The sequence below is a fragment of the Mesorhizobium sp. CAU 1741 genome (assembly GCF_039839275.1).
Classification (GTDB): domain Bacteria; phylum Pseudomonadota; class Alphaproteobacteria; order Rhizobiales; family Rhizobiaceae; genus Aerobium.
On sequence record NZ_JBDOQP010000001.1, the window covers coordinates 1,350,675 to 1,364,371 of the forward strand.

Here is a 13,697-nt window from a genome sequence, read left to right on the forward strand (position 1 = left end):
GAACGACGGTTTGATGCAACGCTGCGGGCACGGCGGCATTGGGCAATGACGATCGCGGCCTTTGGTGCCGCAATGAAGTTAGAACCGTCCGGTAAGCCGGCCGGGTCGCAGCAGAAAGTGGTGTAGTGAAAGCAAGCAAATACATATGGCCGGTCATCGGCGTTGCAGCCGTCGCGTTCTCGATCTGGCTTCTCTACCATGAATTGAGGGGGCTATCGTTCGCCGAACTTGGCGACAGCCTGCGTGCCATTGCACCGACTGGATGGGCGTTGGCGGGTTGTGCCACCTTGCTAGCCTACGGTGCCTTGGCGGGATACGACCATTTGGCACTGATGCATCTGGGCCGACGTGTCGGCTGGCTCTACATCACGCTGTGCTCATTCACCACCTACGCACTGTCTCACAATATAGGCGCCTCGGTCTTCTCCGGTTCCGTGGTCCGCTACCGCGCCTATACCGCGAAAGGTTTAAGCGCGGCGGAGGTTGGCGTGCTGGTCGCGTTCTGCTCATTTACCTTCGCGCTCGGGACGATCATGCTCGCCGGCATCGTCCTCGTGTTCATGCCTGAGCTATCGGAGCGCTTCGTGGACGTGATGCCGGTAGAGGCATCAGCGGCCACCGGCTTTGCATTGCTGGGCCTGGTGACCCTCTATGTTCTTGGCAGCGCGTTGCACCTGAAGCCGCTGAAGCTCGGCTCGTTCGCCGTGTACTATCCACGTCTGCCGATCGTTGCGCGGCAATTGATCGTCGCGCCGCTCGAACTCATCGGCGCGGCGGGAATCGTCTACTTTGCACTTCCGGAAATGGGAAATCCCGGCTTCATGATCGTGCTGGGCATCTTTGTCGTGTCTTTTTCCGCCGCCCTGCTTTCGCATGCTCCAGGCGGACTCGGCGTGCTCGAACTCGTGTTTATCAGCGGCCTGCACGAAATGGACACCGCCGACGTGCTGGCAGCACTGCTGGTCTTCAGGTTGTTCTACTTGATCATACCCTTCATCGTGGCTTCCGTGGTGGTTCTGGCATTCGAGAAGACTCAGCTTGCGGATCAGGAGGAATGACCGCGGTGCCATGGCTTGGCCAGCGTATCGGTTGGGATTCGGGGATCATCGCGCCGCCCGAAACGATGAACGCCATTGCATCGTTCTTCGTCCAATCGAGAAAGGTCAGTCGCGACGTCGGCACCAGCTCGACGAAGCCGGAGGTGGGGTTCGGTGTCGTGGGCACATAGACGGCAGCAAGCTCGGGATTGTGTTCCGTGGCGGGAAACACCCGTGTCACGATTCCAACAGCGCGCATGTTCTCCGAAGGGAATTCGATCAGAACGACACGCTGGCCTGTGGGTTTTCCATCGCCACCGAGCGAACGGATGAGGGTCTGGGTCGCACTGTAGATGGTGCGCGCAAGCGGCACCGCTTCCACGGCGCGGTCGAAAAGGCGAAGAACCCGGCGCCCGACGACGGCGTTGGCGATGCGCCCGAGCAGAAACAGGAACGCCAGCGCGAGAAGCAGCGCCAGCGCCGACTGGAACCAGGTCTCCAGTAACAAATTCGCAAGGTCTGGCCATGTCGGCCGAATCATGCCCGACAGCGCGAACGTCCCCGGACGCCCCAGCCATATCAGCATATCGACGACGAACCACACGATCCATATCGTGACAAATAGCGGGATCACGGTCAGGACGCCGGCGATGACGTGACGGGTAATACCCTGCATGTTCTTGCCCCCGTTCCTTCGGCTAGCTATGCGCGCGCGGCGGCACTGTTTCGGCAAGTGTACCGCGTGCGACGTCCTGGGCGGGGACTTCCGGGCTGCCCTCCGCGCGGTCGCGATAAAGCGCCGCCCTTCCCAGCATCATCAACGTCACCGGAGTGGTGATCGTCACAAAGACGCCGATGAGTATTTCCTGGAATACCGGCCGCGTCTCGAGCACCGTGAACGTGATCATCGATGCGATAAGAATGCTGGCAGTGCCCCAACTCGTGCCCAGTGTCGGTGCATGGATGCGATCATAAAACGAGCGCAGCCGGATGAAACCGACGCAGCCAATCAAGGTGAGACCCGCGCCGAGCAGCATGAAGACGGCAACCGGGAGCGCGGCCCAAAGTGGAAGATCGGCAGCCCCGGTCATTCGATCACCTCGCCACGCATCAGGAATTTCGCGAGCGCCACTGTCGCAACGAAGCCCAGCAAGCCGATGACCAGCGAAGCTTCGAAGTAGACCGAATTGCCGGTGCGGATGCCGAACACCAGCAGCATCAGCATCGAGTTGATATAGAGCGTGTCGAGGCCGAGCACACGGTCCTGTGCGCGCGGACCCTTGATCATGCGAACGGTGGCCAACCACATCGCTACCGCCAAAGCTGCCTGTGCGATTGTCGCTGACCACAAGATGATGGTGGCGCTCATTCGAATATCTCCAGCAACAGATGCTCGTACCGCTCCTTGATCAGGCCGTGCCATTCTTCCTCGTCAACAAGATCGAACACGTGCATGAGCAGCGTACCCCTGGCGGAATCGTAGTCCAGCCAGGCCGTGCCGGGGGTCGCGGTGAGGATGATCGCAAGGATGGCAAGCGCCGTTGGATCACGCAGGTCGAGCGCGATCGTCATGAAGCCGGATCGTCGGTTGCGCCGCGTTCCGCTCAGGATGATGCCGGCCACCGCGATGTTGGAACGTATGATGTCGTACAGCACGATCGCAATCAGCTTGGGGACCAGGTCCCACCGCCGCAGTCTCGGCTTTGCCGGATGCAGCGCAGCCATCCCTTGAGCGGCGAGCATGGCGACAGCGAAGCCGACGATGAACTGTCCGACGGTGAAGCGTGTCAACAAGAGCCACGCCATGACCAGCGAGGCGATGAGCAGCGGATAAGGGAAAACCCTGCTCATTCGCCACTCTCCTGTTCGCGTTCGACGCGCGGTGCTCCCATGACGCCCTCGACGTAGGAACGCGGCGAATGAAGCCCGGCGGCGGTCGCCTCCATGAACCGCATGATCGGCCCCGCCTGGACCGTCAGGAACAGCGTCATCGCCAGCAGCGCGGCAACGGGAGCGATTTCTATCAACAGGACGCGTGGCACGTTTTCCTCGACCGGCGCCCAGAAGGCCCGAATACCCGCACGGCTGACGGAAATCAGCGCAGCCAGCCCCGAGATGATCAGGAAGGCCGCGAACCAGCCGCCAGCCGCGGTGATGACACCGCCCTGCCCGAAGCCGTCAGGATTGAAGACCGCGGTCAGCATGGCAAACTTGGCGATGAAGCCCGACAGTGGAGGCAGCCCGGTCATGAGAAGCCCGCAGGCTGCAAAGCTGATCCCGAGAATTGCCAGCGTGCCGGGGATCGCGACACCGACTTCGCCGTCATCCTCCTCCTCTTCCTCGCCTTCGCCGAACGCCTCCATCGTCACGGCAAGAACGTTGGCGACCGCGTCCTGGCCGCGCTCGATGAGCTCGATCAAGAGGAAGAAGGCACTGAGCGCGAGGGTAGAACTGACCAGATAAAACAGCGCCCCGGCCGTAACACCGTCCTCGAGCAGGCCCATCGCAGCAAGCAGCGTACCGGACGACACCAATACCGAAAAGCCCGCCAGTCGCCCGAGAGCCTGTGAAGCGAGAACGCCGATCGTGCCGAAAACGATCGTCAGCATGCCGCCGATGAACAGGATCTGGGAGCCGAAACCGGTGCCGCCGGGCACCTCTTCGAAGAACAGCAGCGACAGGCGAAGCAGCACGTAGATGCCGACTTTCGTCATGATGGCGAAGAGCGCGGCGACGGGTGCCGGCGCGGCCGTGTACGTCGTTGGCAGCCAGAATGAGAGTGGCCACATGCCGGCCTTGATGAGGAACGCGACACCCAGGATGGCCGCCCCGGATTGCAGCATCAACCGGCTCTCTGGGGAAATCTGCGGAATCCGGACCGCAAGATCGGCCATGTTGAGCGTGCCGGTGACACCATAGATGATCGCCACGCCGATGAGGAAGAGAAGCGCAGCGGCGAGATTGATGGCGATGTAATGCAGCCCGGCCTTGACGCGCTGCACACCCGAACCGTGCAGCATGAGTCCGTAAGACGCTGCCAGCATCACCTCGAAGAACACGAAGAGATTGAAGAGGTCTCCGGTCAGGAAGGCGCCGTTGAGCCCCATCAGCAGCATCAGGAAAAGCGTGTGGAAGTGCGGGCCGGCCCTGTGCCATCGCCCAAGTGAAAAGACGAGCGAGGGTATGGCGAGCACGGATGTCAGCAAAAGCATCATTGCCGACAGCCTGTCCAGCACCAGGACTATGGCGAAAGGCGGCGGCCAGTTGCCGAGCAGGTAGACGACGACGCGTCCATCGCCGACAAATCCGTCGGCGTGGGCCATTCGAAGCAGGGCCACCGAGACGACCAGCAGCGCGATGGTGGACAGCATCGAGATCGTCGCCTTCAGGCGCCGTTCCCTGTCGTCGAAGAACAGCAGCAGTGCTGCGGCGACGAGCGGGATGACGATCGGTGCGATGACGAGATGTTGCGGGCTGAAGCTCATCGCTCTGGCTCCCTCCCGTCGACGTGGTCGGTGCCGGTGAGACCGCGCGCCGCGAGCAACACCACCAGGAACAGCGCCGTCGTGGCGAAGCCGATGACGATTGCCGTCAGCACAAGCGCCTGCGGCAGAGGATCGGCGAATGCCATCGGGTCGATTTCCTCGGCGCCCGGCAGGACCGGTGGCACGTTGTACCAGAGCCGGCCCGTCGAAAAGATAAAGAGATTGACCGCGTAGGACAGCAGCGCGAGCCCGATGATGACCTGATATGTCCGCGGACGCTGGATCAGCCAGACGCCCGATCCGACCAGGAAGCCGATGCCGATAGAGAGGACGAGTTCCATCAGAGCTCCTCCTCGATCTTGGCGGCCTCGACCGCACGGACCCGATGGCTGCGTACGGACTGATGCGCCAGCGCGATCAGGATGAGGACGGTTGCTCCCACGACGAGCGAGAAGACGCCAAGGTCAAAGAGCAGCGCCGTCGCGGCCGGCATCTTGGCGATGAACGGGATCTCGACATACTGGAAATAGGAGGTGAGGAACGGAAAGCCGAACAGCCACGACCCCATGCCGGTAAATGCCGCGGTGAGCAGCCCGAAGCCGATCCATTTCACGGGAAGAATGCGAAGCCTGTCCTCGACCCAGCGCGCACCGCCAGCAAGATATTGCAGCAGGAATCCGATGGCCATGGCGATGCCGGCCGCAAATCCGCCGCCAGGCAGATCGTGGCCGCGCAGGAACAGGTAGGCGGCGACAACGATCGTCACCGGGAACATCCATTGCATGATCACCGACGGGACCAGCAGGTAGTCGCGTACGGTGGTGCCCGGGTCGCGGTCATCCGTGGCGGCATCGTAGGCATTCTGGATGCGCTGCTGCTCCGGAACGTCGACGCTGTCGGCGGCAGGACGGAAACGCCTGAGCAGTGCGAACACTGTGAGAGCGACGATGCCGAGCACCGCGATCTCCCCGAACGTGTCGAAGCCACGGAAATCAACGAGGATGACGTTGACGACATTGGTGCCGCCGCCCTCGGTATAAGCGTTGAGAAGGAAGAAATCGGCGATCGTGTCGGGAACCGGCATCGTCATCAGCGTGTAGGAAAGGACGGCCATCCCGCCCCCGCACAGGACGGCCAGGGTGAAATCGCGATGCCGGCGCATGCGCGCCGGCGCCTTGATCGAGTTGTCGACCTCTTCGAGACGCTTTGGCAGCCAGCGGAGCCCCAGAAGAATCAGTACCGTCGTGACGATCTCGACGAGCAGTTGCGTCACCGCAAGGTCCGGTGCGGAGAACCACACGAAGGTGATGCAGGTGACGATGCCTGCCCCTCCCAACAGAACCAGAGCCGCCAGGCGGTGATATTTCGCCTGATGTGCCGCGCCCAGGGCGCAGATGATCCCGACCAGCCAGATCGCCGCAAAGACCGGATCGACGCCCGCAAGGGTCGGTATCGGAGGCGTGAACCCGGCGCGGAAAAGCGGCCAGAGACCGGCAAGAAACGCGAGAAAGACAACAAGCCGCAATTGCGGCTGCAGCCGGCGCGTCCCAAGATTGGCCTCCACCCAGCGCGCCACGCGCCAGGATAGTGTCACCAGTATCCGTTCGAAGATGCGCTGCCCCTTCAGATTGCGCAGAAACGGCGTGCCGTCCTCGCACGTCGCGAGGTATCGCCTCAAAGCAAGATAGAGCACGACACCGCCGACGAGCGCGGCGATACTCATGATCAATGGCAGGTTCACGCCATGCCATACCGCGAGGCTGTATTCCGGCGTCCGGTCTCCCAGGACAGCTACCACCGCCGCATGCAGATACGGGCCAACCGTCACGCTCGGGATGATGCCGACGATGAGGCAGATCAGCACCAGGAGTTCGATCGGCAGTCGCATCCAGTGCGGCGGCTCATGCGGTACACGGGGCAGATCGACCGGCTTCGGACCGAAGAACACGGTGTGAATGAAACGAAGCGAATATGCCACCGCCAAGACACCAGCGACGGTCGCCACGTGCGGGGCGATACCGTCCAGCCACAGATGCGAATGCTCCTCCAGCGCTTCGGCGAAAAACATCTCCTTGGACAGGAATCCGTTCAGAAGCGGCACACCCGCCATTGAGGCGCTCGCCACCATGGCGAGCGTGGCGGTGATCGGCAGGTAGGTGATGAGGCCGGAAAGCCTGCGCATGTCGCGGGTGCCGGCCTCGTGGTCGATAATGCCGGCGGCCATGAACAGCGATGCCTTGAAGGTCGCGTGGTTCATCATGTGAAAGATGGCGGCAACCGCGGCAAGCGGGCTGCCGAAGCTCAGCAGCGTGGTGATGAGGCCGAGATGGCTGATGGTCGAATAGGCCAGCAGACCTTTCAGGTCCTGCTGGAAAATCGCGAAGAAGGCCCCCAGCAACAGCGTCGACATGCCAGCAGCGCCGAGGATGACGAACCATTCCTCGGTACCGGACAGGACCGGCCAGAACCGTGCCAGCAGGAATACGCCAGCCTTCACCATCGTGGCCGAATGCAGGTAGGCCGATACAGGCGTCGGCGCCGCCATCGCGTTGGGCAGCCAGAAGTGAAACGGAAACTGGGCGCTCTTTGTGAGTGCCCCCATAAGGATTAGTAGCAGTGCCGGCAGGTAAAGGTCGTGGTTGCGTATCGCGTCGCCTGACGCGAGCACCACGTCGAGGTCATAGCTGCCGACGATGTGGCCGATCAGCACGAGCCCGACCAGCAGGCAAAGGCCGCCGGCGCCGGTGATCGTCAATGCCATGCGAGCACCGTCGCGCGCGGCCTGGTTGTGGTGCCAGTAGCCGATGAGCAGGAAGGAGAAGATGCTGGTCAATTCCCAGAAGATCGCCAGCACGATCAGGTTGCCCGAGATCACCAGTCCCTGCATAGCGCCCATGAACGCAAGAAGGAACGAGAAGAATCGCGGCACTGGATCCTTCGGCGACATGTAGTATCGGGCATAGACCACGACGAGGAAGCCGATGCCGGTTATCAGCATCGAGAACATCCAGGCGAAACCGTCCATCCGCAGCGTGAAGCTCAGGCCCAGCTCGGGCACCCAGTCGACAGCACGCCGCACCACTTCCCCGTCCTTGACCTGTGGAAACAGAGAGACCGTGATCGCGAAGGCGACGATGGTCACCGCGCCCGATAGCCATGCCTCAGAATTGCGTGCGTCCCCCGGCAGCATCGCTGCCAGAACGCTGCCCATGAAAGGCAGCAAAATCAGAAGCAGAAGCAGGTTCGAATCGGTCATTGACTAGGGCGCTGGATCGAATCGGCAATGCCGGACAAACCGGCGACTCACAGTTGAAAAGCAACATCGGAGGCACCCGCGTCAACCCGGGAATTGCGCATAGCGGCTATGTGTTGCAGGACGCGCGTGCTCGCCCGCCGATGAAGCCGTCACGGCTGCGCGGAACGGCGCTGATCGACGGTTTGCGAGAGGTCGGGATGGACCGGCTGCACCGGCGCGGCCATCTCCTCGTTGGTGTTCATTTCATGCAGCCATTCGCGCCAGATTGCGACCAGCAGCGCCATCAGCACCGGCCCGATGAACAGGCCGAGGAACCCCATCGTCTTGACGCCGCCGATGAGGCCGAAAAACGTCGGCAGGAAGGGCAGCTTGATGGGCCCGCCCACCAGCTTGGGGCGCAGGGTCTTGTCGACGACGAACAGCTCGGTTGCTCCCCAGGCGAACAGCGCGAACCCGGCCACCGGCGAGCCGGAGGCGACAAGATAGATGGAAACGAGCGTGAAGGTCAGCGGCGCGCCGCCGGGAACCAGTGCCATGACGCCCGTTATGACGCCGAGCGTCACGGGCGACGGCACGCCGGCGATCCAGTAGGCGACGCCCAGGACGATGCCTTCGCCGATCGCGATCAGGGTCATGCCCATCACGGTCGAGCTTATGGTCGCGGGAACAACGCGCGAGATACGGCCCCATCGCATCGGCAATATCCGCTCGCCCAACGTGTCGACCTGGGCCACGAACGATTCTCCGTCCTTGTAGACGAAGAACAGCGCGATCATCATGAACAGCAAGTTCAGCAGCAGATCGAACAGGCCGCTGCCTGCCGCAAGTACACCGCGATAGATGCTTCCGATGTTGGCGCCGCTGATGATCTGCACAAGTTCACCGATTGCACCGGGATGGCCGATGTAGCGGTACCACTGATCGTCGATCCATTGGCCGATGCCGGGCAGTGTCGCCATCCACTCCGGCGTGGCCGAACCCACGCGGTTGGTTGCGACCGCCCAGTTGAACCAGATCCCGATCTCGCTGATCGTGTAACTGATCGCCATGACGATCGGCACCACCAGGAACGTCAGGATGAGGAGGATCGCAACCGTCGCGGCCATGGCTCGATTGCCGCCGCAGCGCCGGAGGATATCGCGATAGATCGGCCAACTTGCAAAACCGATCACCAGGGCCGCCAGGATCGGAACGAGGAAGCCGTGGAAGAAATAAACTCCGGCCGCGAGCACGAACACCAGCATCCATCGCGCCAGCGAAATCGGCGGTATCAGCCCGATGCGGTTGGAGGCCGCTGTTCCGAGCCAGCGGGGCTCATGGGGCATTTCATTCGGCTTCATGCTTCAGGACTCATTGGCGATCGACCTTGAAACCACCCGTTCAACTGATCCATCTCCGGCCGACCAGCCTGCAGGATCATTGTGTTGCATTGCCGCGCGACCCTGGTCAAGCGCCTCGTCCAATCCCTCGCCGCCCGACGCCGCGTCGATGCAGTGCGACGCTACTGGAACCGATGAATGTCAAACCGCGTTTTGTGCAGCAGGCCGCAGGCATGCGGCTCCGGAGGGGGCTATGCTTGTCATCTCATATAGGTACGATGGCGCGTTCGGCCAGCCGCGCTCGCTTCTGGACGGCTGCATCCGTTCCGGGACTATCGGCAAAGGAGACACACAATGGAAGACGCAGGGGTAGGCTGGATTGCTGCAATCGTCATCGGCGGCATCGCAGGCTGGTTGGCGAAGCAGTTCATGAACACCGACACCGGCCTGTTTCTAAATATCGTCTTGGGAATCGTCGGTGCCGCGGTCGCAAGCGCCCTTTTGGGGCTGCTTGGCGTCAGCTTCGGCGGCTGGCTCGGATATCTCGTCGCCGGCTTCATCGGCGCGTGCATCCTCATCGCCATCGCGCGAGCAGTTAGGCCCGGCTGACATCGTATCAGTAAGGTCGGGGCGGACCCGCGTCCGCCCCCTCACGCCTAATCGTCGGCGCGCTTGTAAGGCGCAAGTCCCCTCGCCGCCCGTGAATAGCGCCGGTGATCATGCCAGGGCCGGAACGGCTCCGCGATGGAAAAGCGCGGCGCGTCAATCAAACCAGAGCCAGATCCGCCAGATTCCGACAACGTCACTTCCGCGCTGCCTTGTCTGGCGAGGTCCCGCTTCGTCAAAACCTTCGCCCTTCCGCCACATCTGTAGCGCGCCGTGGCGTCGTCGAGAATGATGACGCTGGCATATGCGCATGCCTGGGCGGCAGCCACTTTGTCCTGCGTATAGACCACGACGTGCCCGCGCTGACGCGCCAGGCAAAGGCGGTCGTCACAGATGAAGCCTGGATCCCTCGTTTCGGCGAACGGATCGCCGTCGCGTGGTTTCAGTACATCGTTAGCGCTGAACGCCCGTTCCCAATTCTCGAGTACGAATGCGCGCGGCCGATCGACGTTGACCGCGATGCGTCCATCGGAAAGACGGACCGCGACGAGACGACCGTCTTCCGCGACGAACATGTCGGGAAGGTCCCGCGTGACCAGAGTGAAAATTCCTGCGACCAGCAGCGGTACCGCCGCCCATCGAAGGCGTGTTCCCGACATGGTCAGGATCGCCAAAGCGGCCGTAAGCAGCAGGACCGCGTAGAGCGGGATCGCGCCGGTGGCGTCGAACGCGGAGCGGTCGGCCAGCCAGAATGCGATCCTGTTCATGGCGGCGATGCCCATGCCCATGATTTGCAGCGGCGGTCCATCCAGCCCGAGCGGCATCAGCAGCGAGGCGAGCACTGCCATCGGCATCACCAGCACCGAAACGAATGGCATTGCTGCCAGATTGGCCAGCAGACCCAGAGGAGATACCTGCTGGAAGTGCCATGCCGTGAAAAGTGCCGTCGCGGCGCCTGCGACAACGGATGTCATCGACAACCCGCCGCCATATTTCATCATGGCGGCCATCGTTCCGATCACCGGACCCCGCGCCGCAGGTGCAGACCTGACGCGACCCGCCCGATATTGGGTCCAGGCCGCATAGGCCGCAACCAGCGCTGCGGTTGCCGCGAACGACATCTGGAAGCTCGGTCCGATCACCTCGTGCGGTGCCATCAGCAATATGATGATCGCGCTGATCGCCAGGTTGCGCATGGTCAACGCCGCGCGATCGAAAAGCACCGCAAGGAGCATGACGCCGAGCATCATGAAGCTGCGCTGCGCTGCGATGTCCGCGCCCGAGATGAAGAGATAAAACGCCGTCGCGGCAAGCGCGGCCGCCGCGGCGAATTTCTTCACCGGCCAGCGTGATGAGAATGTTGGCGTCAGCGCGAAGCCGATCCTCAGCACCACCATCACGGTGCCGCCAACCAGCGCCATGTGCAGCCCTGAGATCGAGATTACGTGATAGAGGCCGACAATACGCAGCGCTTCGTTGATCTCTTCGGGAATTCCGGCGCGCACGCCGGTAATCAGCGCCGCCGCGATCGCGCCTTCAGGGCCGCCGATCTCTCCCGAGATGCGCTCGGCCATGCGCAGCCGCCAGTCTTCGACGCTGGCCCGCAGCCTGTCGCTGATGTCGGGCGGTGGTGATTCCCCGCTTCGTTCGGGGTTCGAGTAGAAGAAACCGACCGCGCCGATGCCATTGAAGTAGCTGTAGAAGGCAAAGTCGTAGCTTTGGGGGCGCACCGGTCCGGAGGCCGGCATCAACCGCACTACGCCTTCCACGGTTTCGCCCGGCCGCAGCCCCTCGGGAACCGCCCGGGCGCTGGCGCGCACCCGATCGGGTGCGTAGCGCAGCGTCGGGCGCTGTGTTGCGACCACGTCCATGGTGAGGCGCACCCGGCCTGTCGCCTGGTGTTCGATCTGGACCACGCGGCCAGTCAGTCGCGTGGTGACTTCGGAACCGAGCATCGGCGTGTCGATGCGCCAGGTCTCGAGCTTTGCCGCGACCATTCCTGCGATCGTGAACAGCAGCGCCAGGAGCCCCGCCTTCAGCGCCGGGCGAGCATGCGCGGCGAGCGACAGCACACCGACCACCAAAGCCGAAAGCAATAGCGGCGTGAACGCGGGTTCCGACGTCAGCGAGAAATAGACCAGCGCGCCAAGAGCGAGAAACACGGGTACGAACAGGAACAGCGCGCCGTGGTCCCGTTCGCTCTCGAAGGCCTGGACGACCGTGCTGGATAGGCGCGCAAGGACGGTCCCAGGGTGAAATCCAGCGCTTGCCGGAAGTGTCGAGGCGGGCGCGTCACGTTGCACCGGAAGTTGCTCGGCGCGGTCGGCCGGGGTCGTGCGTGAGGAGGCGCCAAAGTGCAGGCGCTCGTCGGCAGACTTCTCCTCCGTCAAGCTCACGCCGCGCTCCCCTGCCCGGTATCTGCTTGCACGTCCAAGTCTCTATGCTACATGAGCGCCAGCAAAAGACCACAGGGCCATGCGAGCCCGCCTCCCCGTACCGAGGAAGATGAGATGTCCGACAAGGTCGTAACCCGTTTTGCCCCCTCGCCCACCGGCTATCTGCACATAGGCGGCGCGCGCACGGCACTGTTCAACTGGCTCTATTCAAGGCACACCGGCGGCGAGATGCTGCTGCGTATCGAGGACACGGACCGCGAACGCTCGACCGACGCCGCCACTGCCGCGATCATGGACGGCCTGACGTGGCTTGGCCTGGAGTGGCACGGAGAGCCCGTCTCGCAATATGCGCGCGCAGACCGCCATCGCGAGGTCGCGGAAGAACTCGTGCGCATGGGCAAGGCCTATCGTTGCTACGCGACGCAGCAGGAACTGGAGGAAATGCGCGAGACGGCGCGGGCGAACGGGCTGCCGCCGCGCTACGATGGCCGCTGGCGCGATCGCGACCCAGCCGAGGCACCGGAAGGCATCAAGCCGGCGATCCGCATCAAGGCGCCGCGCGAGGGCGAAACGCTTGTTCGCGACCGCGTGCAGGGCGATGTGCGCTTCCCCAACAAGGACCTCGACGACTTCATCATCCTGCGATCGGACGGCAACCCGACCTACATGCATGCCGTCGTCGTTGACGACCATGACATGGGCGTCACGCATATCATCCGGGGCGACGACCACCTGACGAACGCTGCACGGCAGACGATTATCTATCAGGCGATGGGCTGGGACGTGCCGGTCATGGCGCACATCCCTCTCATCCACGGGCCCGATGGCGCCAAGCTTTCGAAGCGTCACGGTGCACTCGGTGTAGAAGCCTATCGTGCGATGGGCTATCTGCCGGAAGCGCTGCGCAACTATCTCGCCCGTCTCGGCTGGAGCCATGGCGACGACGAGGTAATGAGCACCGACGACATGATCGCCTGGTTCGAGATCGAGGACGTCAACAAGGGTGCCGCCCGCTTCGACTTCGCCAAGCTGGAGGCGCTCAACGGCATTCACATGCGAAGCATGGATGACGCTGCCCTGCTCGACCGCTTCCTTGCGACACTGCCGTTCATCGAAACGCGCGGCCTGATCCCCGTCGAGCCGGATGCGCGCCAAAAGGCGATGCTGCTCGCCGCCCTGCCGGGCCTCAAGGAGCGCGCCAAGACGCTCGTGGAGCTGGCCGAGAGCGCGCAATATCTTTTCGTTTCGCGGCCGCTGCAGCTCGACGAGAAGGCGGCGCAGATTCTCGATGCGGACGCTCGCGCCACGATCGCCGCCATCGTTCCGGCGCTGGAAGCCCTGGACGAGTGGTCTGCGGCCTCAACCGAGGCTGCTGTGCGGGCATATGCCGAGCAGGCCGGTCTCAAGCTCGGTAAGGTCGCACAGCCGTTGCGGGCAGCCGCGACGGGCCGCTCGACCTCGCCCGGAGTGTTCGATGTGCTGGCAGTTCTGGGGCGTGAGGAAACGCTTGGCCGGCTACGCGATCAGCTCGCCGCGTGACGCCAACTGCGATCACCGTCTGTTTTGCGACGCAACAAAGTGGGCGTTCGATAGCTTGG

At 62.9% G+C, this 13,697-nt stretch carries 12 protein-coding genes; 3 read left to right on the forward strand and 9 right to left on the reverse strand.

Annotated features, from left to right (window positions below; translation table 11 throughout):
- Positions 1-125 precede the first annotated feature (125 nt).
- Positions 126-1,058: a lysylphosphatidylglycerol synthase domain-containing protein gene (locus tag AAFN84_RS06360; protein ID WP_347513649.1), complete on the forward strand. Its 933-nt coding sequence runs from the start codon at positions 126-128 to the stop codon at positions 1,056-1,058.
- On the opposite strand, the gene AAFN84_RS06365 is transcribed toward AAFN84_RS06360, so the two are convergent.
- The 8 genes from AAFN84_RS06365 to AAFN84_RS06400 all read right to left on the reverse strand — a co-directional run bounded on the left by AAFN84_RS06365 (position 994) and on the right by AAFN84_RS06400 (position 9,118).
- Entirely contained in the window at positions 994-1,713 is a 720-nt protein-coding gene (locus AAFN84_RS06365) for a DUF502 domain-containing protein (protein WP_347513650.1), read from the reverse strand. The genes AAFN84_RS06360 and AAFN84_RS06365 overlap by 65 nt on opposite strands.
- Before the next feature lie 22 nt (positions 1,714-1,735).
- A complete protein-coding gene (gene mnhG, locus AAFN84_RS06370) occupies positions 1,736-2,128 on the reverse strand; it encodes a monovalent cation/H(+) antiporter subunit G (RefSeq protein WP_347513651.1) in 393 nt (130 codons plus the stop codon).
- Positions 2,125-2,406, reverse strand: a complete 282-nt coding sequence (locus tag AAFN84_RS06375) for a K+/H+ antiporter subunit F (protein WP_347513652.1) — start codon at positions 2,404-2,406, stop codon at positions 2,125-2,127. The genes mnhG and AAFN84_RS06375 overlap by 4 nt, the downstream gene beginning before the upstream one ends.
- Entirely contained in the window at positions 2,403-2,888 is a 486-nt protein-coding gene (locus AAFN84_RS06380) for a Na+/H+ antiporter subunit E (protein ID WP_347513653.1), read from the reverse strand. The genes AAFN84_RS06375 and AAFN84_RS06380 overlap by 4 nt, the downstream gene beginning before the upstream one ends.
- Positions 2,885-4,522, reverse strand: a complete 1,638-nt coding sequence (locus tag AAFN84_RS06385; protein WP_347513654.1) for a monovalent cation/H+ antiporter subunit D — start codon at positions 4,520-4,522, stop codon at positions 2,885-2,887. The genes AAFN84_RS06380 and AAFN84_RS06385 overlap by 4 nt, the downstream gene beginning before the upstream one ends.
- On the reverse strand, positions 4,519-4,863 hold the full coding sequence (locus tag AAFN84_RS06390; RefSeq protein ID WP_347513655.1) for a Na+/H+ antiporter subunit C: 345 nt from the start codon (positions 4,861-4,863) through the stop codon (positions 4,519-4,521). Before AAFN84_RS06390 ends, AAFN84_RS06385 begins: the two co-directional genes overlap by 4 nt.
- On the reverse strand, positions 4,863-7,778 hold the full coding sequence (locus AAFN84_RS06395) for a monovalent cation/H+ antiporter subunit A (protein ID WP_347513656.1): 2,916 nt from the start codon (positions 7,776-7,778) through the stop codon (positions 4,863-4,865). The genes AAFN84_RS06390 and AAFN84_RS06395 overlap by 1 nt, the downstream gene beginning before the upstream one ends.
- A gap of 149 nt (positions 7,779-7,927) precedes the next feature.
- Complete coding sequence (locus tag AAFN84_RS06400) at positions 7,928-9,118, reverse strand: AI-2E family transporter (protein ID WP_347513657.1); 1,191 nt, start codon at positions 9,116-9,118, stop codon at positions 7,928-7,930.
- 333 nt (positions 9,119-9,451) lie between these two features.
- Between AAFN84_RS06400 and AAFN84_RS06405 the strand changes: the two genes are divergently transcribed.
- A complete protein-coding gene (locus AAFN84_RS06405; RefSeq protein WP_347513658.1) occupies positions 9,452-9,706 on the forward strand; it encodes a GlsB/YeaQ/YmgE family stress response membrane protein in 255 nt (84 codons plus the stop codon).
- Between the two features lie 47 nt (positions 9,707-9,753).
- Here the strand turns inward: AAFN84_RS06405 and AAFN84_RS06410 are convergent, their stop codons facing one another.
- A complete protein-coding gene (locus AAFN84_RS06410; RefSeq protein ID WP_347513659.1) occupies positions 9,754-12,099 on the reverse strand; it encodes a ComEC/Rec2 family competence protein in 2,346 nt (781 codons plus the stop codon).
- Positions 12,100-12,213: 114 nt separating this feature from the next.
- On the opposite strand from AAFN84_RS06410, the gene gltX reads away from it, so the two are divergent.
- Positions 12,214-13,638: a glutamate--tRNA ligase gene (gltX, locus tag AAFN84_RS06415; RefSeq protein ID WP_347513660.1), complete on the forward strand. Its 1,425-nt coding sequence runs from the start codon at positions 12,214-12,216 to the stop codon at positions 13,636-13,638.
- The last annotated feature ends 59 nt before the right edge of the window (positions 13,639-13,697 follow it).

What these genes read in the sequence shown, in the direction of transcription:
- AAFN84_RS06395 (WP_347513656.1), bottom strand. Translation starts at nt 7,778, where the DNA reads ATGACCGATTCGAACCTGCTTCTGCTTCTGATTTTGCTGCCTTTCATG.
- AAFN84_RS06365 (WP_347513650.1), bottom strand. Translation starts at nt 1,713, where the DNA reads ATGCAGGGTATTACCCGTCACGTCATCGCCGGCGTCCTGACCGTGATC.
- AAFN84_RS06375 (WP_347513652.1), bottom strand. Translation starts at nt 2,406, where the DNA reads ATGAGCGCCACCATCATCTTGTGGTCAGCGACAATCGCACAGGCAGCT.
- AAFN84_RS06405 (WP_347513658.1), top strand. Translation starts at nt 9,452, where the DNA reads ATGGAAGACGCAGGGGTAGGCTGGATTGCTGCAATCGTCATCGGCGGC.
- mnhG (WP_347513651.1), bottom strand. Translation starts at nt 2,128, where the DNA reads ATGACCGGGGCTGCCGATCTTCCACTTTGGGCCGCGCTCCCGGTTGCC.
- AAFN84_RS06380 (WP_347513653.1), bottom strand. Translation starts at nt 2,888, where the DNA reads ATGAGCAGGGTTTTCCCTTATCCGCTGCTCATCGCCTCGCTGGTCATG.
- AAFN84_RS06390 (WP_347513655.1), bottom strand. Translation starts at nt 4,863, where the DNA reads ATGGAACTCGTCCTCTCTATCGGCATCGGCTTCCTGGTCGGATCGGGC.
- AAFN84_RS06385 (WP_347513654.1), bottom strand. Translation starts at nt 4,522, where the DNA reads ATGAGCTTCAGCCCGCAACATCTCGTCATCGCACCGATCGTCATCCCG.
- AAFN84_RS06400 (WP_347513657.1), bottom strand. Translation starts at nt 9,118, where the DNA reads ATGAAGCCGAATGAAATGCCCCATGAGCCCCGCTGGCTCGGAACAGCG.
- gltX (WP_347513660.1), top strand. Translation starts at nt 12,214, where the DNA reads ATGTCCGACAAGGTCGTAACCCGTTTTGCCCCCTCGCCCACCGGCTAT.